Source organism: Hyphomicrobium sp. 1Nfss2.1 (assembly GCF_965243865.1).
Classification (GTDB): Bacteria; Pseudomonadota; Alphaproteobacteria; order Rhizobiales; family Hyphomicrobiaceae; genus Hyphomicrobium_A.
In genome coordinates, this window is the sequence record NZ_OZ251603.1 from 237,206 (window position 1) to 258,578 (window position 21,373).

Annotated in this window: 27 protein-coding genes and 1 pseudogene; all 28 read left to right on the forward strand. The window is 62.6% G+C overall.

Annotation, left to right across the window (positions count from 1 at the left end; all coding sequences use genetic code 11):
• The first annotated feature begins 131 nt into the window (after positions 1-131).
• The 28 genes and pseudogenes from rpoC to ACP15D_RS01240 all read left to right on the forward strand — a co-directional run bounded on the left by rpoC (position 132) and on the right by ACP15D_RS01240 (position 21,218).
• Positions 132-4,352, forward strand: coding sequence for a DNA-directed RNA polymerase subunit beta' (rpoC, locus tag ACP15D_RS01105; protein ID WP_424955738.1), 4,221 nt, complete (start codon positions 132-134; stop codon positions 4,350-4,352).
• Between the two features lie 393 nt (positions 4,353-4,745).
• Positions 4,746-5,117, forward strand: coding sequence for a 30S ribosomal protein S12 (rpsL, locus tag ACP15D_RS01110; protein ID WP_424955739.1), 372 nt, complete (start codon positions 4,746-4,748; stop codon positions 5,115-5,117).
• A gap of 89 nt (positions 5,118-5,206) precedes the next feature.
• The gene (gene rpsG, locus ACP15D_RS01115) at positions 5,207-5,677 is read left to right on the forward strand and encodes a 30S ribosomal protein S7 (protein ID WP_072377401.1); all 471 of its coding nucleotides are present in this window, start codon (positions 5,207-5,209) and stop codon (positions 5,675-5,677) included.
• A gap of 23 nt (positions 5,678-5,700) precedes the next feature.
• Entirely contained in the window at positions 5,701-7,791 is a 2,091-nt protein-coding gene (gene fusA / locus ACP15D_RS01120; RefSeq protein WP_424955740.1) for an elongation factor G, read from the forward strand.
• Positions 7,792-7,881: 90 nt separating this feature from the next.
• Complete coding sequence (tuf, locus tag ACP15D_RS01125) at positions 7,882-9,072, forward strand: elongation factor Tu (RefSeq protein WP_072377404.1); 1,191 nt, start codon at positions 7,882-7,884, stop codon at positions 9,070-9,072.
• A 62-nt stretch (positions 9,073-9,134) separates the two neighbouring features.
• Entirely contained in the window at positions 9,135-9,443 is a 309-nt protein-coding gene (rpsJ, locus tag ACP15D_RS01130; protein ID WP_072377406.1) for a 30S ribosomal protein S10, read from the forward strand.
• A 62-nt stretch (positions 9,444-9,505) separates the two neighbouring features.
• Complete coding sequence (gene rplC / locus ACP15D_RS01135) at positions 9,506-10,216, forward strand: 50S ribosomal protein L3 (protein ID WP_424955741.1); 711 nt, start codon at positions 9,506-9,508, stop codon at positions 10,214-10,216.
• A gap of 5 nt (positions 10,217-10,221) precedes the next feature.
• The gene (rplD, locus tag ACP15D_RS01140) at positions 10,222-10,878 is read left to right on the forward strand and encodes a 50S ribosomal protein L4 (RefSeq protein ID WP_424955742.1); all 657 of its coding nucleotides are present in this window, start codon (positions 10,222-10,224) and stop codon (positions 10,876-10,878) included.
• Positions 10,878-11,171, forward strand: coding sequence for a 50S ribosomal protein L23 (locus ACP15D_RS01145; protein ID WP_072377412.1), 294 nt, complete (start codon positions 10,878-10,880; stop codon positions 11,169-11,171). Before rplD ends, ACP15D_RS01145 begins: the two co-directional genes overlap by 1 nt.
• 24 nt (positions 11,172-11,195) lie before the next feature.
• The gene (gene rplB / locus ACP15D_RS01150) at positions 11,196-12,023 is read left to right on the forward strand and encodes a 50S ribosomal protein L2 (RefSeq protein WP_424955743.1); all 828 of its coding nucleotides are present in this window, start codon (positions 11,196-11,198) and stop codon (positions 12,021-12,023) included.
• 24 nt (positions 12,024-12,047) lie between these two features.
• Positions 12,048-12,329: a 30S ribosomal protein S19 gene (gene rpsS / locus ACP15D_RS01155; protein ID WP_424955744.1), complete on the forward strand. Its 282-nt coding sequence runs from the start codon at positions 12,048-12,050 to the stop codon at positions 12,327-12,329.
• A gap of 18 nt (positions 12,330-12,347) precedes the next feature.
• Positions 12,348-12,728, forward strand: a pseudogene (gene rplV, locus ACP15D_RS01160) (50S ribosomal protein L22); the annotation flags it as partial.
• 77 nt (positions 12,729-12,805) lie between these two features.
• Positions 12,806-13,615, forward strand: coding sequence for a 30S ribosomal protein S3 (gene rpsC / locus ACP15D_RS01165; protein ID WP_424955745.1), 810 nt, complete (start codon positions 12,806-12,808; stop codon positions 13,613-13,615).
• Between the two features lie 35 nt (positions 13,616-13,650).
• Positions 13,651-14,061, forward strand: a complete 411-nt coding sequence (rplP, locus tag ACP15D_RS01170; RefSeq protein ID WP_424955746.1) for a 50S ribosomal protein L16 — start codon at positions 13,651-13,653, stop codon at positions 14,059-14,061.
• A 24-nt stretch (positions 14,062-14,085) separates the two neighbouring features.
• Entirely contained in the window at positions 14,086-14,298 is a 213-nt protein-coding gene (gene rpmC, locus ACP15D_RS01175; protein WP_072377424.1) for a 50S ribosomal protein L29, read from the forward strand.
• Positions 14,299-14,303: 5 nt separating this feature from the next.
• On the forward strand, positions 14,304-14,540 hold the full coding sequence (gene rpsQ / locus ACP15D_RS01180; protein ID WP_424955747.1) for a 30S ribosomal protein S17: 237 nt from the start codon (positions 14,304-14,306) through the stop codon (positions 14,538-14,540).
• 71 nt (positions 14,541-14,611) lie between these two features.
• Positions 14,612-14,980, forward strand: coding sequence for a 50S ribosomal protein L14 (gene rplN / locus ACP15D_RS01185; RefSeq protein ID WP_072377428.1), 369 nt, complete (start codon positions 14,612-14,614; stop codon positions 14,978-14,980).
• Positions 14,980-15,306, forward strand: a complete 327-nt coding sequence (rplX, locus tag ACP15D_RS01190) for a 50S ribosomal protein L24 (RefSeq protein WP_424955748.1) — start codon at positions 14,980-14,982, stop codon at positions 15,304-15,306. The genes rplN and rplX overlap by 1 nt, the downstream gene beginning before the upstream one ends.
• A gap of 3 nt (positions 15,307-15,309) precedes the next feature.
• Positions 15,310-15,987 carry a 50S ribosomal protein L5 gene (rplE, locus tag ACP15D_RS01195; protein ID WP_424955749.1) on the forward strand — a complete coding sequence of 226 codons (678 nt, stop codon included), beginning with the start codon at positions 15,310-15,312 and terminating at the stop codon, positions 15,985-15,987.
• A 41-nt stretch (positions 15,988-16,028) separates the two neighbouring features.
• The gene (gene rpsN / locus ACP15D_RS01200) at positions 16,029-16,334 is read left to right on the forward strand and encodes a 30S ribosomal protein S14 (RefSeq protein ID WP_072377434.1); all 306 of its coding nucleotides are present in this window, start codon (positions 16,029-16,031) and stop codon (positions 16,332-16,334) included.
• A 16-nt stretch (positions 16,335-16,350) separates the two neighbouring features.
• A complete protein-coding gene (gene rpsH / locus ACP15D_RS01205) occupies positions 16,351-16,749 on the forward strand; it encodes a 30S ribosomal protein S8 (RefSeq protein ID WP_072377436.1) in 399 nt (132 codons plus the stop codon).
• A gap of 47 nt (positions 16,750-16,796) precedes the next feature.
• On the forward strand, positions 16,797-17,339 hold the full coding sequence (rplF, locus tag ACP15D_RS01210; protein WP_424955750.1) for a 50S ribosomal protein L6: 543 nt from the start codon (positions 16,797-16,799) through the stop codon (positions 17,337-17,339).
• 12 nt (positions 17,340-17,351) lie between these two features.
• Positions 17,352-17,714: a 50S ribosomal protein L18 gene (gene rplR, locus ACP15D_RS01215; protein ID WP_072377440.1), complete on the forward strand. Its 363-nt coding sequence runs from the start codon at positions 17,352-17,354 to the stop codon at positions 17,712-17,714.
• A 17-nt stretch (positions 17,715-17,731) separates the two neighbouring features.
• Positions 17,732-18,310 carry a 30S ribosomal protein S5 gene (gene rpsE, locus ACP15D_RS01220; protein WP_072377442.1) on the forward strand — a complete coding sequence of 193 codons (579 nt, stop codon included), beginning with the start codon at positions 17,732-17,734 and terminating at the stop codon, positions 18,308-18,310.
• Positions 18,311-18,345: 35 nt separating this feature from the next.
• Positions 18,346-18,552 carry a 50S ribosomal protein L30 gene (gene rpmD, locus ACP15D_RS01225; protein ID WP_072377443.1) on the forward strand — a complete coding sequence of 69 codons (207 nt, stop codon included), beginning with the start codon at positions 18,346-18,348 and terminating at the stop codon, positions 18,550-18,552.
• Positions 18,553-18,567: 15 nt separating this feature from the next.
• On the forward strand, positions 18,568-19,122 hold the full coding sequence (gene rplO, locus ACP15D_RS01230) for a 50S ribosomal protein L15 (protein WP_424955751.1): 555 nt from the start codon (positions 18,568-18,570) through the stop codon (positions 19,120-19,122).
• Between the two features lie 150 nt (positions 19,123-19,272).
• Entirely contained in the window at positions 19,273-20,628 is a 1,356-nt protein-coding gene (gene secY, locus ACP15D_RS01235; protein WP_424955752.1) for a preprotein translocase subunit SecY, read from the forward strand.
• A complete protein-coding gene (locus ACP15D_RS01240) occupies positions 20,625-21,218 on the forward strand; it encodes an adenylate kinase (protein WP_424955753.1) in 594 nt (197 codons plus the stop codon). The genes secY and ACP15D_RS01240 overlap by 4 nt, the downstream gene beginning before the upstream one ends.
• Positions 21,219-21,373 lie beyond the last annotated feature (155 nt).

Below are 21,373 nucleotides of genomic sequence, written 5' to 3' on the forward strand. Positions count from 1 at the left end.
CGCGCGTGAAACCCGCGCGAACGAGACGAGGGCTCAAGACGCCATGGGCCCATTTTCCGTGAGGATCACCGCCACCTGATCCTTGCAGCTTGAACCGGGGCGACGGCCGCCACGCCCTGAAGGAGAGACGGATGAACGAGATTACCAGCCTGTTCAAGACGCAAGCACCGCTTCCGACCTTCGATCAGATCAAGATCTCCATCGCGAGTCCTGACGATATTCTGTCCTGGTCGTTCGGCGAGATTAAGAAGCCCGAGACCATCAACTACCGCACGTTCAAGCCCGAACGTGACGGTCTGTTCTGCGCGCGCATCTTCGGACCGATCAAGGACTACGAGTGCTTGTGCGGCAAGTACAAGCGCATGAAGTACAAGGGCCTGATCTGCGAGAAGTGCGGCGTCGAGGTGACCCTCGCCAAGGTGCGCCGCGAGCGCATGGGCCACATCGAGCTTGCCGCCCCTGTCGCGCACATCTGGTTCTTGAAGTCGCTGCCTTCGCGCATCGGCCTTTTGCTCGACATGCCGCTGAAGGATCTCGAACGCGTTCTCTACTTCGAGAACTACATCGTCATCGAGCCCGGCATCACCGCCTTCAAGGAGAGACAGCTTCTCTCGGAGGAGGACTATAACCGCGCGCTCGACGAGCATGGCCCCGACAGCTTCACCGCTGGCATCGGCGCCGAAGCCATTCGCGACATGCTCTCGGCCATGGACCTGCCGAAGATTCGCGACGACCTGCGCCAGGAGATCGCCGAAGCGACGACCGAGCTCAAGCCGAAAAAGCTCGGCAAGCGTCTGAAGGTCATTGAGGCGTTCATCGAGTCGGGCAACCGCCCCGAGTGGATGATCCTCACCGTCGTGCCGGTGATCCCGCCCGAGCTTCGCCCGCTGGTGCCGCTCGACGGCGGCCGCTTCGCCACGTCCGACTTGAACGACCTCTATCGCCGCGTCATCAACCGCAACAATCGTCTGAAGCGGCTGATGGAGCTGCGCGCGCCGGACATCATCATCCGCAACGAGAAGCGCATGTTGCAGGAGGCCGTCGACGCTCTGTTCGACAACGGCCGCCGCGGCCGCGTCATCACCGGCGCCAACAAGCGTCCGCTGAAGTCGCTCGCCGACATGCTCAAGGGCAAGCAGGGCCGCTTCCGTCAGAACCTGCTCGGCAAGCGCGTCGACTACTCCGGCCGTTCGGTGATCGTCGTCGGTCCTGAGCTGAAGCTGCATCAGTGCGGCCTGCCGAAGAAGATGGCGCTCGAGCTGTTCAAGCCGTTCATCTACGCCAAGCTGCAGGCCCAGGGCCAGGCAGCGACCGTGAAGCAGGCGAAGAAGCTGGTCGAGAAGGAGAAGGGCGAGGTCTGGGATATCCTCGATGAGGTCATCCGCGAGCATCCCGTGATGCTCAACCGCGCCCCGACGCTGCATCGCCTCGGCATTCAGGCGTTCGAGCCGACCCTCATCGAGGGTAAGGCCATCCAGCTGCATCCGCTCGTCTGCGCCGCCTTCAACGCCGACTTCGACGGCGACCAGATGGCTGTGCACGTGCCGCTGTCGCTGGAAGCCCAGCTCGAAGCACGCGTGCTGATGATGTCGACCAACAACATCCTGCATCCTGCCAACGGCTCGCCGATCATCGTGCCTTCGCAGGACATCGTGCTCGGCCTCTACTACCTGTCGATCATCCGCGATCACGAGCCGGGTGAAGGCATGCTGCTCGGCTCCGTCTCCGAAGCGCGTCATGCGCTCGAAGCCGGCGTGCTCAGCCTGCACGCCAAGGTGAAGGGCCGCTTTACCTCGCTCGACGAGGAAGGCAATCCCGTCACCGAGGTCATGGATACGACCCCGGGCCGAATGATTCTCGCCGAGCTGCTGCCCAAGCAGCCGGGCATCAAGCCGACCCTGGTCAACCAGCTGCTGACCAAAAAGGCCATCTCCGGTCTCATCGACGCCGTCTACCGCAACTGCGGTCAGAAGGAGACGGTGATCTTCTGCGACCAGATCATGGCACTCGGGTTCCGCCACGCGTTCAAGGCCGGCATCTCGTTCGGCAAGGACGACATGCTCATCCCCGACTCAAAGGCCAAGATCGTCGCCCAGACGACGGAAATGGCGCGCGAGTTCGAGCAGCAGTACAACGATGGCCTCATCACCCAGCTCGAGAAGTACAACAAGGTCGTTGACGCCTGGTCGAAGTGCACAGACCAGATCGCCAAGGACATGATGGAGCGCATCTCTGCGGTCGAGAAGGACGAGAACGGTCGCGAGAAGCAGATCAACTCGGTCTACATGATGAGCCACTCTGGTGCCCGCGGCTCGCCGGCCCAGATGAAGCAGCTCGCCGGTATGCGCGGTCTCATGACCAAGCCGTCGGGCGAGATCATCGAGACGCCGATCATCTCCAACTTCAAGGAAGGTCTGTCGGTTCTCGAGTACTTCAACTCGACCCACGGCGCTCGTAAGGGCCTCGCCGACACCGCCTTGAAGACGGCGAACTCGGGCTACCTGACGCGTCGTCTCGTCGACGTCGCCCAGGACGCGATCATCTCAGAAGAGGATTGCGGTACCGAACGCGGCATCAGCGTGCAGGCAGTGGTCGATGCCGGTCAGGTCATCGTCTCGCTGGCAGCGCGTGTGCTTGGCCGCACGGCCGCCGAGGACATCGTCGATCCGAACGATCCCAGCAACGTTCTCGTCAAGAACGGTGAGCTGATCGAGGAGCGTCATGCCGAGGCGATCGAGAAGGCGCAGGTGCAGGAGGTCAAGATCCGGTCGGTGCTGACCTGCGATACCGTCACAGGCGTCTGCGGCAAGTGCTATGGTCGCGACCTTGCACGCGGCACGCCCGTCAACATCGGCGAGGCTGTCGGCGTCATCGCCGCTCAGTCGATCGGTGAGCCGGGCACGCAGCTCACGATGCGTACGTTCCACATCGGCGGCACCGCGAACCTTGTCGATAGCTCCTTCATCGAATCGAACTTCAACGGCACGGTGAAGATCAAGAACCCGGCTATCGTGAAGGACAGCCAGGGTCGCGAAGTTGCGATGACGCGCACCATGTCGCTCGCCATCGTCGACCAGGGCGGCAAGGAGCTGGCAACGCTCAAGGTGCCGTACGGCGCCCGCGTGCACGTGAAGGAAGGCGACGCAGTCAAGCGCGGCACCAAGCTTGCCCAGTGGGACGCCTACACCCGCCCGATCCTCACCGAGGTGACAGGCAAGGTGGACTTCGAGGATCTCATCGAAGGCGCCTCGGTGCGCGAGCAGACGGACGAGATGAAGGGCACCACCAATCGCGTTATCGTCGATTGGCGTGCGTCCCCGCGCTCGGCCGACCTGAAGCCGGCTATCATCGTCAAGGATAGCAAGGGTAAGCCGATCAAGGTGGCCCGCGGTGGCGATGCTCGTTACCTGCTCGCCCCCGACGCCATTCTGTCGGTGGAGCCCGGACAAGAGGTGAAGGCGGGCGACGTGCTTGCACGTATCCCGACTGCGTCGGCCCGTTCCGGTGACATCACCGGCGGTCTGCCGCGCGTTGCCGAGCTGTTCGAAGCGCGTCGTCCCAAGGACCACGCCATCATTGCCGAGATCTCGGGCACCATCGAGTTCGGCAAGGACTACAAGAACAAGCAGCGCATCACCATCAAGCCGGACGATGAGACCGCCGAGCCGGTGGAATATCTCATTCCGCGCGGCAAGAGCTTGGCGGTGCAACATGGCGACCGTATCGAGCGTGGCGACTTCGTCTATGACGGCCATCCTGCGCCGCACGACATCCTGGCGATCAAGGGCGTTGAGGAGCTTGCAAACTACCTCATCAACGAGATCCAGGACGTCTACCGTCTGCAGGGCGTGACCATCAACGACAAGCACATCGAAGTGATCGTTCGCCAGATGCTGCAGAAGGTTGAGGTCTCCGATCCAGGCGAGACGGGTCTCATCAAGTCCGAGCAGCTCGACCGCGTTGAACTCGACGAGATCAACGCCAAGGCTGCTGAGGCCGGCAAGAAGCAGGCGATAGCCACGCCGGTGCTGCTTGGCATCACCAAGGCTTCACTGCAGACTCGCTCCTTCATCTCGGCCGCTTCGTTCCAGGAGACGACGCGCGTCCTCACCGACGCCGCCGTCAACGGCAAGATCGATACCCTCGAGGGCCTCAAGGAGAACGTCATCGTTGGCCGCCTGATTCCGGCCGGCACTGGCGGAGCACTGCGCCGTCTGCGCAAGATCGCCCAGAAGCGCGACGAGCTCATCGCTCGCGAACAGGCCAAGGGCGACCCGGCCAACGCGCTGGGTGGTCCCGGTGCCGGACCGGGGCGCCGCCGCCGCCGCCCCGCCGAGGAGGCCGTGGAATAAGGCCTTTTGCCGATCGTTAACGAGCGCGGCTGCCGCAAGGTGGCCGCGCTTTTTTGTTGGCCGAGTTAATTGCCATGCGCATCGCTCAGCGAGCGCCGCGCAGAAGTAAAAAATTTTCTGTGCGGTGTTGACCGGATTCAGCAGCGTGTATATAGGTCACCCACTCTCACGGTAGGTGGTAGGACAATTCCGCGTCCCTTCGTACTGGACGCCTTGACCTAAACGCTATCGTCGCAAAGCAGAGGACAAATTCGGACCAAGATCTGCGGCGCTCGCCGAGCACGCATGATCCTCTGGTTTTTTCGTGCCGGGCACGCACCTTTGATAGGTGTGCGCTTGGCAGGTTCGGTTTGGCGCATTCGCCAGCCGAATGATCGTGGACGGAAGAGGCGCATGCCGACGATACAACAGTTGATCCGGAAGCCCCGGACTCAGAAGACGTACCGCGAGAAGTCGCGCCACATGGAGGCGTGCCCGCAGAAGCGTGGCGTCTGCACGCGCGTCTACACCACCACGCCGAAGAAGCCGAACTCGGCACTTCGTAAGGTCGCCAAGATCCGTCTCACCAACGGCTACGAGGTGATCGGCTACATTCCTGGCGAGGGCCATAACCTGCAGGAGCACTCCGTCGTGCTCATTCGCGGCGGCCGCGTCAAAGATCTTCCCGGCGTCCGCTACCACATCGTTCGCGGTGTGCTCGATACGCAGGGCGTTGCCGCTCGCCGTCAGCGTCGCTCCAAGTACGGCGCCAAGCGGCCGAAGTAATCAATTTGCTCCGCCATTGGCGGGTATCGTGGGCCGAAGGGTCGGCCCGCTAGTCGTCGAAGAGAATTGCAGCGAAGGGCTGAGAAGCAATGTCCCGTCGTCACAGTGCTGAGAAGCGCGTCGTCAATCCGGACCCGAAGTTCGGAGACGTCGTCATCTCCAAGTTCATGAACGCCGTGATGGAGCAGGGCAAGAAGTCTGTTGCCGAGCGCATCGTCTATGGCGCGTTCGAGCGCATGGAGCAGAAGGCGAAGTCCGATCCGGTGCAGCTGTTCCGCACCGCCCTCGACAACGTCATGCCGGCTGTCGAAGTCCGCTCGCGCCGCGTCGGTGGCGCCACCTACCAGGTTCCCGTCGAGGTTCGTCCGGAGCGCCGCCAGGCTCTTGCCATCCGTTGGCTGATCACGGCTGCCCGCGCACGTAACGAGAACACGATGGTTGATCGTCTTTCTGGCGAGCTGCTGGATGCCGCAAACAACCGTGGCACGGCCGTCAAGAAGCGCGAAGACACGCACAAGATGGCAGAGGCGAACCGCGCCTTCTCGCATTATCGCTGGTGATCGGATCGGAGCGCTGACAGAAAATGGCCCGCGACTACGACATCAAGGACTATCGTAACTTCGGCATCATGGCCCACATTGATGCCGGCAAGACGACGACGACCGAGCGTATTCTTTATTACACCGGTAAGTCCTACAAGATCGGCGAAGTGCACGACGGCGCTGCGACCATGGATTTCATGGACCAGGAAGCCGAGCGTGGCATCACCATTACGTCTGCTGCGACGACCTGCTTCTGGAAAGGTCGCGACGGCAGCATGCGCCGTCTGAACATCATCGACACCCCAGGCCACGTCGACTTCACCATCGAGGTTGAGCGTTCTCTGCGCGTCCTCGACGGCGCTGTTTGCGTTCTTGACTCGAACCAGGGCGTCGAGCCGCAGACCGAGACCGTCTGGCGCCAGGGCGACAAGTACGGCGTGCCGCGCATCATCTTCGCAAACAAGATGGATAAGACCGGCGCCGACTTCTACATGTGCGTCGACGACATCAAAGAGAAGCTCGGCGCGCGTCCCGTTCCGATCCAGCTTCCCATCGGCGCCGAAGGCGATTTCGCCGGCGTTGTCGACCTCATCACGATGAAGGCCTACGTCTGGGAAGGCGACGGCAAAGACGCCAAGATGGTCGTGAAGGAAATTCCTGACGACCTCAAGGACCGCGCGGCTGAGTTCCGCGCCGGTATGATCGAAGCCGCCGTCGAGATGGACGACGCTGCGATGGAAGGCTACCTCGAGGGCAAGGAGCCCGACGAGGATACGCTGCGCAAGCTCATCCGCAAGGCGACGATCACCACCGCCTTCTACCCGATGATGTGCGGCTCGGCCTTCAAGAACAAGGGCGTGCAGCCGCTGCTCGACGCCGTCGTCGACTTCCTGCCCTCGCCTGCCGATCGTGAAGCCTTCAAGGGTATCGATCCGCGCACGAGCGAGCCCATGCTGCGCAGGCCGACGGATGAAGAGCCGCTGTCGCTCCTTGCCTTCAAGATCATGAGCTTCGAGCACGTCGGCTCGATCACCTTCTGCCGCATCTACTCTGGCAAGATCCAGAGCGGCATGGCGCTGGCAAACACCACGCGCGACAAGAAGGAGCGCGTCGGCCGCATGTATCTCATGCACGCAGCTGACCGCGAAGAGATCAAGGAGGCCTACGCTGGCGACATCGTCGCTCTGTCGGGTCTCAAGGACACCCGCACCGGCGAGACGCTCTGCGATCCCAGCAAGCCGGTTCTTCTCGAAAAGATGGAGTTCCCGAACCCCGTCATCGAGATGAAGATCGAGCCGAAGACGAAGGCCGATCAGGAAAAGATGTCGATGGCGCTTTCCACCATGGCGCTTGAGGATCCCTCGTTCCGCGTCTCCGTCGATCAGGAGTCGGGCGAGACCATTCTCAAGGGCATGGGCGAGCTTCATCTCGACATCAAGGTCGACATTCTGAGGCGCACCTACGGTGTCGACGCCAACGTCGGCGCGCCGCAGGTTGCCTACCGCGAGACGCTGGTGCGTCCGACCGAGGTCGACTACACGCACAAGAAGCAGACGGGCGGCACCGGTCAGTTCGCCCGCGTCAAGTTCCGCATCGAGCCGAACGAGACCGGCAAGGGCAACGAGTTTGCCTCCGAGATCGTCGGCGGCACGGTGCCGAAGGAGTACATCCCCGGCGTCGAGAAGGGCGTCCAGTCCGTTTGGGACTCGGGCGTGCTCATCGGCTTCCCTGTGGTCGACACCAAGGTCACGCTGTATGACGGCGCGTTCCACGAGGTCGACTCTTCGGCCATCGCCTTCGAAATCGCCGCTCGTTCGGCGCTGAGGGAAGGTTTCGATAAGGCCGGTGTGAAGCTTCTGGAGCCGGTGATGGACGTCGAGGTGGTGACGCCGGGCGATTTCGTCGGCAGCGTCATCGGCGACATCAACAGCCGCCGCGGTCAGATCCGTAACCAGGAGATGCGTGGTAACGCCACCGTCATCCGGGCCTACGTGCCGCTCGCGAACATGTTTGGCTATGTCAGCCAGCTGCGGTCGATGAGCCAGGGGCGTGCCTCCTACACCATGCAGTTCGCGCACTACGCGGATGTCCCGCGTAACGTGGCGGACGAGGTGAAGGCCAAGTACGCCTGATAACGAGAACAGGATAGGACCCGCTCCGGCGGGTTCAGTAAACCAAGACCCGGTCTCCCAGGAGACCGATAACTGAAGTGGAGAGCCACTATGGCCAAGGCAAAATTTGAGCGGACCAAGCCGCACTGCAACATCGGCACGATCGGCCACGTCGATCACGGCAAGACGTCTCTGACCGCCGCGATCACGAAGGTCCTCGCCGAGCAGGGCAAGGCGCAGTTCTTCGCTTACGACCAGATCGACAAGGCTCCCGAGGAGCGTGAGCGCGGAATCACGATCTCGACCGCGCACGTCGAGTACGAGACCGACAAGCGTCACTATGCGCACGTCGACTGCCCAGGCCACGCCGACTACGTGAAGAACATGATCACCGGCGCTGCGCAGATGGACGGCGCGATCCTCGTTTGCTCGGCTGCTGACGGCCCGATGCCGCAGACCCGCGAGCACATCCTTCTCGCCCGTCAGGTCGGCGTTCCCGCTCTCGTCGTGTTCCTCAACAAGGTCGACATGGTCGACGACCCTGAGCTGATCGATCTCGTCGAGATGGAGCTCCGCGAGCTGCTGTCGTCCTACCAGTTCCCCGGCGACGACATCCCGATCGTCAGGGGCTCGGCTCTGATGGCGCTCGAGGACAAGAAGCCCGAGCTCGGCAAGGAAGCCATCATGAAGCTGATGGACGCCGTCGACGAATATATTCCGCAGCCGGAGCGTCCGATCGACCAGCCGTTCCTCATGCCGATCGAAGACGTGTTCTCGATCTCGGGTCGCGGCACTGTCGTCACCGGCCGTATCGAGCGCGGCATCGTTAAGGTTGGCGAGGAAGTCGAGATCGTCGGTATCAAGGACACGCAGAAGTCGACTGTCACCGGCGTCGAGATGTTCCGCAAGCTGCTCGATCAGGGCCAGGCTGGCGACAACGTCGGCTGCCTCCTTCGCGGCATCGACAAGGAAGCCGTCGAGCGCGGCCAGGTGCTGTGCAAGCCCGGCTCCGTGAAGCCGCACAAGAAGTTTAAGGCCGAGGCCTACATCCTCACCAAAGAAGAGGGTGGCCGCCACACGCCGTTCTTCACTAACTATCGCCCGCAGTTCTATTTCCGCACGACGGACGTGACCGGTGTTGTCACGCTTCCCGAGGGCACCGAGATGGTCATGCCGGGCGACAACGTGACGATGGACGTTGAGCTGATCACCCCGATCGCCATGGAAGAGAAGCTCCGCTTCGCTATCCGTGAAGGCGGTCGTACGGTCGGCGCCGGCGTCGTCGCCAAAATCACTGAATAAGGGCATGAAGCGAGGAAGCGCCCGCCCGGCGGGCGCTTCTTCCTTTTGAAAGAGTGCGGGAAATGAACGGCCAGAACATTCGCATCCGGCTCAAGGCATTCGACCATCGAATCCTCGATGCCTCGACGCGGGAGATCGTCAACACGGCGAAGCGCACCGGCGCTGAGGTGCGCGGACCTATTCCGTTGCCGACGCGGTTCGAGCGGTTCACCGTCAACCGCTCTCCCCACATCGACAAGAAGAGCCGCGACCAGTTCGAAATGCGCACCCACAAGCGCCTTTTGGACATCGTCGATCCGACGCCGCAGACGGTCGATGCTCTTATGAAGCTCGACCTCGCCGCAGGCGTTGACGTCGAGATCAAGCTCTAAGGTCAAATGGGGCAGGCGGCGGTCGCCAGGGCTCCGAGATTTAAGAAGGAAGGAATGCTCTCATGCGTTCCGGGGTAATTGCACAGAAGGTGGGCATGACCCGCATCTTCACAGACGCCGGCGAGCACATCCCGGTGACTGTGTTGAAGCTGGAAAACGTGCAGGTCATCGCTCACCGCACCAACGACAAGAACGGCTACACCGCGCTGCAGCTCGGCGCCGGCAAGCGTAAGCCTTCGCGCCTCACCAGGGCCGATCGGCAGAACTTCGCCGTCGCCCAGGTCGAGCCTAAGCGCAAGCTGGTCGAGTTCCGGGTCACCCCCGAGAACCTGATCGAGGTGGGTGCGGAGATCACCGCCGACCACTTCGTCCCCGGCCAGTTCGTCGACGTGACGGGCACCAACCAGGGCAAGGGTTTCCAGGGCGCTATGAAGCGCTGGAACTTCGGCGGTCTGCGCGCAACGCACGGCGTGTCGCTCAGCCACCGCAGCCACGGTTCGACCGGTCAGCGCCAGGACCCCGGCAAGGTGTTCAAGGGCAAGAAGATGGCCGGCCACATGGGTTCCGAGCGCGTGACCACGCAGAACCTCGTCGTCGTCAAGACGGATGTCGATCGTGGTCTTGTCATGGTGCGCGGCGCCGTCCCCGGTTCCAAGGGGGGCTGGGTGCTGGTGCGCGACGCTGTCCTGAAGCAGCCGCACAAGGACGCCCCGCGTCCTGGCGCCTTCAAGGCTCGCGGCGCTGCCGCTGAAGCCGCTGTGGCGAAGGAGTAAGGGTGATGAAAGCTGATGTCACCACGCTGGCGGCTTCGAAGGCTGGCACGGTCGAGCTCTCGGAGGCCATCTTCGGCCTCAAGCCGCGGCCCGACCTGATCCAGCGCATGGTGCGCTACCAGCTCGCCAAGCGGCGCGCTGGCACGCACCACGCCCAGGACCGTTCCGAAGTGAACGTCACGGGCAAGAAGATGTACAAGCAGAAGGGTACCGGCGGCGCCCGTCACGGCGACAAGTCGGTCCCGCAGTGGCGTGGTGGCGGCAAGGCCTTTGGCCCCAAGCCGCGCGATCATGCCATCGAGCTGCCGAAGAAGGTGCGCGCGCTTGCGCTGCGTCACGCTCTCTCGGCAAAGCACCAGGCCGGTGAGGTCATCGTGCTGGACAAGGCGGAATCGAACGACGGCAAGACGAGCGCACTGCGCGATCAGTTCGCCAAGCTCGACTGGACCAACGTTCTCATCATCGACGGCGCCGAGCTGCAGGCCGACTTCGTGCGTGCTGCCCGCAACCTGCCGAACATCGATGTGCTGCCGGTTCAGGGCATCAACGTCTACGACATCCTGCGCCGCCGCAAGCTGGTGTTGACCAAGGCCGCCATCGCCGCGCTCGAAGAGCGTTTCGCGGGCGCAACCAACGGCGCTGGCGCCGGGGAGAGCAACTGATGAAGAAGCGTACCGCTTACGACGTCATCGTCTCTCCGGTCATCACCGAAAAGTCGACGCTCGTCTCGGAAGCTAACCAGGTGATCTTCAACGTCGCCCCCAAGGCGACCAAGAAGGAGATCAAAGAGGCCATCGAGACTCTGTTCAAGGTCAAGGTGAAGGCTGTCAACACGCTCGTCCGCAAGGGCAAGCTGAAGACTTTCAAGGGCCACCGCGCGCTGCAGAGCGACGCGAAAAAGGCGATCGTGACCCTTGTCGAAGGCCAGCACATCGACATCGCAACGGGCCTCTAAGGATACGGACCCGAGGAAACGACCATGGCACTGAAGACATTCCGTCCGACTTCTCCCGGCCTGCGCCATCTGGTGCTGGTCGACCGTTCGCAGCTCTGGAAGGGCGCGCCGGTAAAGATGTTGGTCGAAGGCAAATCCAAGTCGGGTGGCCGCAACAACGACGGGCGCATCACCACGCGTCACATCGGCGGTGGACACAAGCAGTCCTATCGTCTCGTCGACTTCCGCCGCCGCCGCTTCGATACGCCGGCCAAGGTCGAGCGCATTGAGTACGATCCCAACCGCACGGCCTTTATCGCCCTGATCAAGTATCAGGACGGCAAGCTGTCCTACATCCTGGCTCCGCAGCGCCTCGCTGTCGGCGATCAGGTTGTCGCCGGCGAAAAGGTCGACGTGAAGCCCGGCAACGCTATGCCGCTGGCCTCCATGCCGATCGGCACCATCGTTCACAACGTCGAGCTGAAGCCCGGCCGCGGCGGCCAGATTGCCCGCTCCGCTGGTTCCTTCGTTCAGCTCGTCGGCCGCGACAGTGGCTGGGCCGTTCTGAAGCTCAACTCTGGCGAGACGCGTCGCGTCCGCGCCGAGTGCATGGCCACCATCGGCGCCGTCTCGAACCCCGACCACTCCAACGAGGTCACCGGCAAGGCTGGCCGCACGCGCTGGAAGGGTCGCCGTCCGACGGTCCGCTCGATCACCATGAACCCGATCGATCACCCGAACGGCGGTCGTACCAACGGTGGTAAGCACTGGGCCACGCCCTGGGGCAAGCCGACCAAGGGTTACAAGACCCGCAAGAACAAGGCGACCGACAAGTACATCATCCGCGGCCGTCAGGCGAAGAAGAAGAAGTAACCGGCGGCGACGAGGAGACACGTTATGTCACGTTCAATTTGGAAAGGCCCGTTCGTCGACGGCTATCTTCTCAAGAAGGCTGAGAAGGTGCGCACGTCTGGACGCAACGAGATCATCAAGATCTGGAGCCGCCGTTCGACGATCCTGCCGCACTTTGTCGGCCTGACGTTCGGCGTTCACAATGGACACAAGCACGTCCCGGTCGCTGTGACCGAGGACATGATCGGCCACAAGTTTGGCGAGTTCGCCCCGACGCGTTCGTTCCCCGGACACGGCGGCGACAAGAAAGCCACCAAGGGCAGATAAGAGCTGAGGCGAACGTAAATGGGCAAGCCGAAACACGAGCGCAGGCTCTCCGAAGCTGAGGCACAGGCTGTGGCCAGGAACTTGCGCGTCTCTCCGCGCAAGCTGAACCTGGTTGCCGGTCTTATCCGCGGCAAGAAGGTCGACACGGCGCTGGCCGATCTCGAATTCTCGCGCAAGCGCATCGCGCAGGACGTCAAGAAGTGCGTCATGTCTGCGGTGGCCAACGCTGAGAACAATCACGGGCTGGACGTCAACGATCTGGTCGTCTCCGAGGCCTTCGTCGGCAAGAACCTGGTCATGAAGCGCTTCGCAGCGCGTGGCCGCGGCCGTGCCAGCTCGATCGAGAAGCCGTTCGCACAGCTCACCGTCATCGTCCGCCAGAAGGCGGAAGAGGAAGCCGAGGCGGGCGCGAAGAAATCTAAGGGTAAGTCCGCCAAGGGCGGCAAGGCGACTTCGGCCGCCAAGGAGACTGCATAATGGGTCAGAAGGTCAATCCGGTCGGCTTGCGCGTCGGCGTCAACCGCACCTGGGACAGCCGTTGGTTCGCTGGCCGTGGTGAGTACGGACGCCTGCTGCACGAAGACATGCGCATGCGCGAGCACATCCTGAAGCAGCGCCGCCAGGCCGGCATTGCCAAGGTGGTGATCGAGCGTCCGCACAAGAAGTGCCGCGTGACCGTTCACACTGCACGCCCCGGCGTTCTCATCGGCAAGAAGGGCGCCGACATCGAGAAGCTGCGCAGCGAGCTTGCCCGCTTCACCGATAGCGAGGTGCACCTCAACATCGTCGAGATCCGCAAGCCGGAAATCGACGCCACGCTGGTCGCCGAAACGATCGCTCAGCAGCTCGAGCGCCGCGTCGCTTTCCGCCGCGCCATGAAGCGCGCGGTGCAGTCGGCTCTGCGTCTCGGTGCACTCGGCATTCGTATCAACGTCGCCGGCCGTCTCGGTGGTGCTGAAATCGCCCGCACCGAGTGGTACCGCGAGGGCCGCGTGCCGCTGCATACGCTGCGCGCCGACATCGACTTCGGCTACGGTGTTGCCCGTACCGCGTACGGCATCATCGGCATCAAGGTTTGGATCTTCAAAGGCGAGATCATGGAGCATGACCCCATGGCCTCGGAGAAGAAGAACACCGAGCTGCAGGAGAGCGGTGGCGGCGGACGCCCGCGCCGTGAAGACCGTGGTGACCGCGGGGATCGTGGCGACCGCCGCGACCGTCGCGGACCTCCTCCCGCTCCGGCCGCTGAGGCCACGAGCGGTGGTGAAGGCGCAGAGAAGGCATGAAGCAGCGTCTCGCACGCTGACAAGGACAGACAGTTATGCTGCAGCCCAAAAAGACGAAATTCCGTAAGACCTTTAAGGGTCGCATCCACGGCGAAGCCAAGGGTGGCACGGCGCTCAACTTCGGCTCGCATGGTCTCAAGGCCGTTGAGCCCGAGCGCGTCACTGCCCGGCAGATCGAGGCCGCCCGTCGCGCCATCACGCGTCACATGAAGCGTGCTGGCCGCGTCTGGATCCGCATCTTCCCGGATGTTCCGGTGACGAAGAAGCCGGCCGAAGTTCGCATGGGGTCCGGCAAGGGCTCGATCGAATACTGGTGCGCGCGCGTCAAGCCGGGCCGCATCATGTTCGAGCTCGATGGCGTGCCCGACCAGATTGCACGTGAGGCACTCGTGCTTGGCGCTGCCAAGCTGCCGATCAAGACGCGTATCGTGACGCGCGTCGGCTAAAGACAGGACGAAGGATTTAAGGCGATGAGCGCGGAAGCGTTTCGGGATTTGACCCTCGATCAGCTCGACGATCAGCTGCAGAAGCTCAAGAAGGAGCAGTTCAACCTGCGCTTTCAGCGGGCGTCCGGCCAGCTTGAGAACACCTCGCGCGTGCGCACCGTGCGCCGTGACATCGCCCGCTTGCTGACCATTGCGCGCCAGAAGCGCGCCGGCGGCACCAAGAGCGCCAAGGAGTAATTACGATGCCGAAACGCGTGCTGCAGGGCGTGGTCGTCTCCGACAAGAACGACAAGACGGTGGTAGTCGAGGTCGAACGCCGCTACACCCACCCGCTGTTCAAGAAGACCGTGCGTCGCACGAAAAAGTATCACGCTCATGACGAAGCGAACGCCTTCAAGGTTGGCGACCGCGTCGAAATCGTTGAGAGCGCGCCGATCTCGAAGAACAAGCGTTGGGTCGTTCTGACCGACGCTGGCTGATGAATTTGGGCGATAAGCCCGCTTAAAGATGAGGCGCCGCCCGCGGGCGGTAGTTGGAAAGGGAAGACGCGATGATCCAGATGGAGACCAATCTCGACGTCGCTGACAATTCGGGCGCGCGCCGCGTTCAGTGCATCAAAGTACTGGGTGGCTCGAAGCGCAAGTACGCGACTGTTGGCGACATCATCGTCGTCTCGGTCAAGGAAGCCATTCCGAAGGGTCGCGTTAAGAAGGGCCAGGTGATGAAGGCCGTCGTCGTGCGCACCGCCAAAGGCGTGCGTCGTCCGGACGGCTCGCTGATCCGCTTCGACCGCAACGCCGCCGTGCTGATCAACGCACAGGGCGAGCCGGTCGGCACTCGTATCTTCGGGCCGGTCACCCGCGAGCTGCGCTCGAAAAACCACATGAAGATCGTTTCGCTCGCGCCGGAGGTGCTGTAATGGCCTCGTTGAAAATCAAGAAAGGCGATCACGTGATCGTCATCGCCGGCCGCGACAAGGGCAAGCACGGCGAAGTCGTTGAGATGCTCCCCAAGGAGCAGCGGGCGGTCGTCCGTGGCGTCAACGTAGTTCGTCGTCACCAGCGCCAGACTGCCCAGCAGGAAGGCGGCATCATTTCCAAGGAAGCGCCGATCCACATTTCCAATCTGGCGCTCGAGGATCCCAAGGACGGCAAGCCGACCCGCATCGGTTTCAAGTTCCTTGACGACGGCAAGAAGGTTCGCTTCGCCAAGCGTTCGGGCGAAGTCATTCCGGAGAGACACTAAGTCATGGCTGAGAAAGACAAACCGGCAAAGGGTCAAGGTGCCCCCAAGGGTGGCGCGCCGGCCAAGGCCGCAAAGGTAGGCAAGAAGGCCGCAGCTTCCAAGGAGCCGCGCGCTCCTGCTGCGCCGCGTCCTGCCGACTACAGGCCGCGCATGAAGTCTCACTACGAGAAGGTCGTGCGCGACGCCCTGCAAGAGAAGTTCAAGTACGCGAACGTCATGCAGGTGCCGAAGATCGAGAAGATCGTTCTCAACATGGGCGTTGGCGAAGCCGTCAACGACCGCAAGAAGGTTGATAGCGCAGCGGGCGACCTCGCCCTGATCTCCGGTCAGCGCCCTGTGCAGACGCGCTCACGCAAGGCCATCGCAACCTACAAGTTGCGCGAAGGCATGCCGATCGGCGCCAAGGTGACGCTGCGCGGCGACCGCATGTACGAGTTCCTTGATCGCTTGGTCACCATCGCGCTGCCGCGCGTGAAGGACTTCCGCGGTCTGAACCCGAAGAGCTTCGATGGTCGCGGCAACTATGCCTGCGGTCTGAAGGAGCACATCGTGTTCCCCGAGATCGACTACGACAAGGTTGACCAGATCTGGGGTATGGACATCATCGTTTGCACGTCGGCAACCAACGACGACGAGGCTCGCGAGCTCCTTCGCGGCTTCAACTTCCCGTTTCGCAGCTAGAGGACCTCGGGCTGACCCGAAAGGCCTTTGGAGGAATTTAAATGGCTAAGACGAGCTCGGTAGAAAAGAACAACAGGCGCCGCCGCCTGTCGGCCCAGAAGGCCGAGAAGCGCAAGCGCCTCAAGGCGATTGCGAACGACCTCAAGCGTCCCGCTGAGGAGCGCTTCGCTGCGCGCATCAAGCTCGCCGAGATGCCGCGCAACTCATCGCCCACGCGCATTCGCAACCGGTGCGAACTCACCGGCCGTGCGCGCGGCTACTACCGCAAGCTCAGGATGTGCCGCAACCAGCTGCGCGACCTGGCGAGCCAGGGCCTGATCCCCGGCATGGTCAAGTCGAGCTGGTAAGCGGGAGGACTGCACAATGTCGATCAACGATCCTCTGGGCGATATGCTCACACGCATCCGCAATGCGCAGATGCGTCGCCGCCCGAAAGTCGTGACCCCGGCTTCCAACATCCGCGCGCGCGTCCTCGACGTGCTCGAAGAGGAAGGCTATATCCGCGGCTACTCGCGCGTTGAGCAGAAGGGTGCTCTGCCGGTCTTCGAGATCGAGCTGAAGTACTACAACGGCCAACCCGCTATCCGCGAGATCCAGCGCGTTTCGACGCCGGGCCGCCGCGTCTATTCGCCGGTGCGCGACATCCCGACTGTCGCCAACGGCCTCGGCGTTGCGATCCTCTCCACGCCCAAGGGCGTGATGTCGGACTCGAAAGCGCGCGAAGAGAACGTCGGTGGCGAGGTTCTCTGCAGCATCTTCTAATCCGCGGCCCGCTGTGAGCGGGCGCGCTTCAAGGCTTTGGAACGACAATGTCACGTATCGGCAAAAAACCAGTCCCGGTCCCGTCCAATGTGACGGCGACTGTCAATGGTCGAGAGGTCAAGGTCAAAGGGCCCAAGGGCGAGCTCGCCTTTACGGTTCCAGACCAGATCAAGGTCGAAAAGACCGACGCCGGCATCGAGGTGACGCCGACCGACGAGACGAAGCTCGCACGCTCCATGTGGGGCATGTCGCGCACGATGATCTCCAACTTGATCGGTGGCGTGACCAACGGTTACTCGCGCACCCTGGAAATCCAGGGCGTCGGTTTCCGCGCCGCGATGAAGGGCAAGGATCAGCTGCAGCTCAACATCGGCTTCAGCCACGATGTCGTCCACCAGATCCCCTCAGGCGTGGAAGTGAAGGTTTCCGGCGCCAAGCAGGAAATCATCACGGTGTCCGGCATCGACCGCCAGCTCGTCGGCCAGGTGGCAGCCAACATCCGCGCTTCTCGCCCGCCCGAGCCCTACCAGGGCAAGGGTATTCGCTACCAGGGCGAATATATCTTCCGCAAGGAAGGCAAGAAGAAATAAGGACGCCAGGCTATGAACGCGCTCACGAAACTCTTTGATCGGCGCAAGTCCCGCGTCCGTCGCACGCTCAAGGCGAATTCGACGGGACGCCCGCGCTTGTCGGTGCATCGTTCCTCGAAGAACATCTATGTCCAGGTCATCGATGATGCCCAGGGCAAGACGCTCGCCGCCGCATCGACGCTTGAGAAGGATCTCAAGTCGTCGCTGAAGACCGGCGCCGACAAGGCGGCTGCGGCTGCCGTTGGTAAGCTCATTGCCGAGCGCGCCATCAAGGCCGGCGTCAAGGACGTCGTCTTCGATCGCGGCGGCTTCATCTATCATGGCCGCGTGAAAGCGCTGGCCGACGCCGCACGTGAAGGCGGCCTGAACTTCTAAGCGAAGAGGATTGCATCGTGGCACGTGCCCCAGGAAGAGACCGCGGCGGTCGCGATCGCGAAGAGCGCGATAGCGAGTTCACCGAGAAGCTCGTTCACATCAACCGCGTCGCCAAGGTCGTGAAGGGCGGTAAGCGTTTCGGCTTCGCCGCGCTCGTGGTCGTGGGCGACCTCAAGGGTCGCGTCGGCTTCGGTCATGGCAAGGCCCGCGAGGTGCCGGAAGCCATCCGCAAGGCCACCGAGGCCGCGAAGCGTTCGCTGCTGCGCGTGCCGCTGCGCGATGCTCGCACGCTGCATCACGACAGCGAGGGCCGTCACGGCTCTGGTAAGGTCGTGGTTCGCTCGGCCCCGGCCGGTACCGGTATCATCGCCGGTGGTGCTATGCGCGCCGTGTTCGAGATGCTTGGCGTGCACGACGTCGTCGCCAAGTCGCTCGGCTCGACCAACCCCTACAACGTGGTGCGTGCAACTTTTGATGCCCTGAAGCATCAGGAGAACCCGCGTGCCGTTGCCGCCCGTCGCAACAAGAAGGTGAGCGAGATCGTCTCGCGCCGCCGTGACGGATCGGCTGCTGGCGAGGCCGCCGCCGAGGCGTAAAGCTTCACGCGCGGCATACGCAAGGAACGAGAGCCATGGCTAAGAAGACCATCACCGTCGAGCAGATCGCTAGCGCCAACCGTCGCCCGGAAATCCAGACGCAGACGCTGCGCGGCCTCGGCCTCGACAAGCTGCACCGTCGGCGCGAGCTGGAGGACACTCCGGCAATCCGCGGCATGATCAACAAGGTTCCGCATCTCGTGCGCATCATCGAAGATGCGCCGGCGGGCAAGAAATCCTGAAGGAGCTAGGGTCCGATGCGGCTCAATGAGATCAAGGACAAGCACGGCTCGCGCAAGGAACGCCTGCGCGTCGGCCGCGGCATTGGTTCCGGCGTCGGCAAGACGGGTGGCCGCGGTGGCAAGGGCCAGACGGCTCGCACCGGCGTTGCCATCGGAGGCTTCGAAGGCGGCCAGATGCCTTTGCATCGTCGCTTGCCGAAGCGTGGCTTCAACAAGTGGCGCCGCAAGGACTACAACGAGATCAACGTCGGCACGCTGCAGCAGGCGATCGCTGATAAGCGTCTTGACGCCGGCAAGCCGGTGAACCTCGAGGCACTGATCGAGGCTGGCATTCTCCGCCGCGCCAAGGATGGCCTGCGCCTCCTCGGTGACGGCGAGATCACGGCAAAGGTCGCCCTCACCGTCGATCATGCCTCGGCCACCGCCCGCGCGGCTATCGAGAAGGCCGGCGGCACGATCACGCTGATCGAAAAGAAAGTGCTTCCCGCGGACGAGGCGAAGCGCAAGAAGACGGCGGCCAAGAAGAGCGCTTCGGGCGCCAAGAAGCCTGCCGGAGCCGGCGAGGAATAAACCTTGGCGCAGATAGGCGTCGGCAGCGCTCGCCGCCGACGCTAGTATATCAGGCGGCGTTGTCGCACCCGGGGCGTGCTCCCATCTTAGGCGAGGGGACAACCACAGGGCGGCCCACTGCCAGGGGCGCGAAGGTCGGGAGAACGAACAATGGTATCCGCTGCCGAGCAGCTAGCCGCCAATCTCAACTTTGGCGCTTTCGCCAAGGCCGAGGATCTTAAGCGCCGCATCTATTTCACGCTCGGCGCGCTCATCGTCTACCGCTTCGGAACATTCATTCCGCTGCCCGGCATCAATCCGACGGCATTCGCGCAGACCTTCCACGCGAACGCCGGCGGCATTCTCGGCATGTTCAACATGTTCGCGGGTGGCGCCGTCGAGCGTATGGCGATCTTCGCCCTCAACATCATGCCGTACATCTCGGCATCGATCATCATGCAGCTCATGAGTTCGATGTCGCCCAAGCTCGAAGCCTTGAAAAAGGAAGGCGAGCAGGGTCGCAAGCAGATCAACCAGTACACGCGCTACCTCACGGTGGTGCTCGCAGCCTTCCAGGCTTATGGCATCGCTATCGGCCTTGAGGGATCGAGCGGCGCTGCTGGCCCCGTCGTTATCGAGCCCGGTTGGTTCTTCCGCATCACCACCGTCATAACGCTGGTTGGCGGAACGCTGTTCCTGATGTGGCTCGGCGAGCAGATCACGCAGCGCGGCGTTGGCAACGGCATCTCGCTGATCATCTTCGCAGGTATCGTCGCCGGATTGCCCGTGGCGCTCGTCGGTCTCTTCGAGCTGGCCCGCACGGGCTCGCTGTCGGTTGGCCTGCTGCTCGCTCTCCTTGCGCTGATGCTGGCCGTCGTAGCCGCCATCGTTTACATGGAGCGCGCACAGCGCCGGCTTCTGATCCAGTATCCTAAGCGACAGGTCGGAAATCGCATGTTCCAGGGCGATTCCTCGCACCTTCCGCTGAAGCTGAACTCCGCGGGCGTCATTCCGCCGATCTTCGCTTCCTCGCTGCTGTTGTTGCCGATCACCGCCGCTCAGTTCACCGCGGGCCAGGGCCCGAGCTGGCTGAACGAGCTTACGGCAGCGCTCGGCACCGGCCAGCCGCTCCACATCCTTCTTTATGTGGCGCTGATCATCTTCTTCGCCTTCTTCTACACCGCCGTCGTCTTCAATCCGAAGGAGACCGCAGACAACCTGCGCAAGTACGGCGGCTTCCTGCCTGGCATCCGCCCTGGTGAGAAGACGGCCGAATACATCGACTACGTCTTGACGCGCATTACCGTCGTCGGCGCCCTCTACCTCGCCGCGGTCTGCGTATTGCCTGAAATACTCATTTCCTACGCGGGTGTGCCGTTCTACTTTGGCGGCACCTCGCTGCTCATCGCGGTGAGCGTCACGATGGATACCGTGGCACAGGTGCAGAGCCATTTGCTCGCGCACCAGTACGAAGGCCTTATCAAGAAGGCCAAGCTAAGAGGCGCGACGGGGCGAGGGCGGAGATGAACTTGATCCTGCTGGGTCCACCAGGAGCCGGCAAAGGAACGCAAGCCGAGAATCTTGCAAAGCGGCGAGGGCTGGTTCAGCTCTCAACGGGCGATATGCTCCGGGCGGCGGTGAAGGCCGGTACGCCTGTGGGCCTTGAAGCCAGCGCCATCATGGAGGCTGGCGGCCTTGTGCCCGACGAGGTGGTGATCAAGATCATCGCCGAGCGGATCAAGGAACCCGACTGCGTTAACGGCTTCATTCTCGACGGCTTCCCGCGCACCCTGAAGCAGGCCGCCGCGCTCGATGAGCTGCTCGGCTTCCAAGGCAAGAAGCTCGATGCCGTCATCGAGCTGAAGGTGGATGACAACGCACTCGCTGCCCGAATCGAGAACCGGGCGCGTGAGACGATTGCCGCCGGCGGCGTGCCGCGCAGCGATGATAACGCCGAAGCCCTGAAGAAGCGGCTGATGGCGTACTATCGCGAGACCGCGCCGCTGATTGGTTACTATTTCGCCAAGGGAAAACTGAGCTGTGTCGATGGCATGGCCCCGATCCCGGAAGTCGCAGCTCAACTGGACGACGTTCTGAACAGCGGCGTCGCACCCTAAAAAAACCATTATCGGCCAATTGACGGAGACGTAGTGCTTCGGTACAACACCGCGTTCTTAACGCACGCTCGCAGCCGCCCGAACTGGAAACAGTCGGGCTGGAGAGGTGCGTTTTTGGCGCATGAACTCTAACCACTAAAAGCAGCGGGATTGCC

Bases quoted from the DNA above. Each gene is read 5' to 3' on its own strand.
- rplC (WP_424955741.1), top strand. From the start codon at position 9,506: ATGCGTTCCGGGGTAATTGCACAGAAGGTGGGCATGACCCGCATCTTC.
- rplB (WP_424955743.1), top strand. From the start codon at position 11,196: ATGGCACTGAAGACATTCCGTCCGACTTCTCCCGGCCTGCGCCATCTG.
- rpsC (WP_424955745.1), top strand. From the start codon at position 12,806: ATGGGTCAGAAGGTCAATCCGGTCGGCTTGCGCGTCGGCGTCAACCGC.
- fusA (WP_424955740.1), top strand. From the start codon at position 5,701: ATGGCCCGCGACTACGACATCAAGGACTATCGTAACTTCGGCATCATG.
- rpsS (WP_424955744.1), top strand. From the start codon at position 12,048: ATGTCACGTTCAATTTGGAAAGGCCCGTTCGTCGACGGCTATCTTCTC.
- ACP15D_RS01145 (WP_072377412.1), top strand. From the start codon at position 10,878: ATGAAGAAGCGTACCGCTTACGACGTCATCGTCTCTCCGGTCATCACC.
- rpmC (WP_072377424.1), top strand. From the start codon at position 14,086: ATGAGCGCGGAAGCGTTTCGGGATTTGACCCTCGATCAGCTCGACGAT.
- rplD (WP_424955742.1), top strand. From the start codon at position 10,222: ATGAAAGCTGATGTCACCACGCTGGCGGCTTCGAAGGCTGGCACGGTC.
- rplE (WP_424955749.1), top strand. From the start codon at position 15,310: ATGGCTGAGAAAGACAAACCGGCAAAGGGTCAAGGTGCCCCCAAGGGT.
- secY (WP_424955752.1), top strand. From the start codon at position 19,273: ATGGTATCCGCTGCCGAGCAGCTAGCCGCCAATCTCAACTTTGGCGCT.
- rpsN (WP_072377434.1), top strand. From the start codon at position 16,029: ATGGCTAAGACGAGCTCGGTAGAAAAGAACAACAGGCGCCGCCGCCTG.
- rplR (WP_072377440.1), top strand. From the start codon at position 17,352: ATGAACGCGCTCACGAAACTCTTTGATCGGCGCAAGTCCCGCGTCCGT.
- rpoC (WP_424955738.1), top strand. From the start codon at position 132: ATGAACGAGATTACCAGCCTGTTCAAGACGCAAGCACCGCTTCCGACC.
- tuf (WP_072377404.1), top strand. From the start codon at position 7,882: ATGGCCAAGGCAAAATTTGAGCGGACCAAGCCGCACTGCAACATCGGC.
- rplX (WP_424955748.1), top strand. From the start codon at position 14,980: ATGGCCTCGTTGAAAATCAAGAAAGGCGATCACGTGATCGTCATCGCC.
- rplF (WP_424955750.1), top strand. From the start codon at position 16,797: ATGTCACGTATCGGCAAAAAACCAGTCCCGGTCCCGTCCAATGTGACG.
- ACP15D_RS01240 (WP_424955753.1), top strand. From the start codon at position 20,625: ATGAACTTGATCCTGCTGGGTCCACCAGGAGCCGGCAAAGGAACGCAA.
- rpsH (WP_072377436.1), top strand. From the start codon at position 16,351: ATGTCGATCAACGATCCTCTGGGCGATATGCTCACACGCATCCGCAAT.
- rpsQ (WP_424955747.1), top strand. From the start codon at position 14,304: ATGCCGAAACGCGTGCTGCAGGGCGTGGTCGTCTCCGACAAGAACGAC.
- rpsG (WP_072377401.1), top strand. From the start codon at position 5,207: ATGTCCCGTCGTCACAGTGCTGAGAAGCGCGTCGTCAATCCGGACCCG.
- rpmD (WP_072377443.1), top strand. From the start codon at position 18,346: ATGGCTAAGAAGACCATCACCGTCGAGCAGATCGCTAGCGCCAACCGT.
- rpsL (WP_424955739.1), top strand. From the start codon at position 4,746: ATGCCGACGATACAACAGTTGATCCGGAAGCCCCGGACTCAGAAGACG.
- rplO (WP_424955751.1), top strand. From the start codon at position 18,568: ATGCGGCTCAATGAGATCAAGGACAAGCACGGCTCGCGCAAGGAACGC.
- rplN (WP_072377428.1), top strand. From the start codon at position 14,612: ATGATCCAGATGGAGACCAATCTCGACGTCGCTGACAATTCGGGCGCG.
- rpsJ (WP_072377406.1), top strand. From the start codon at position 9,135: ATGAACGGCCAGAACATTCGCATCCGGCTCAAGGCATTCGACCATCGA.
- rplP (WP_424955746.1), top strand. From the start codon at position 13,651: ATGCTGCAGCCCAAAAAGACGAAATTCCGTAAGACCTTTAAGGGTCGC.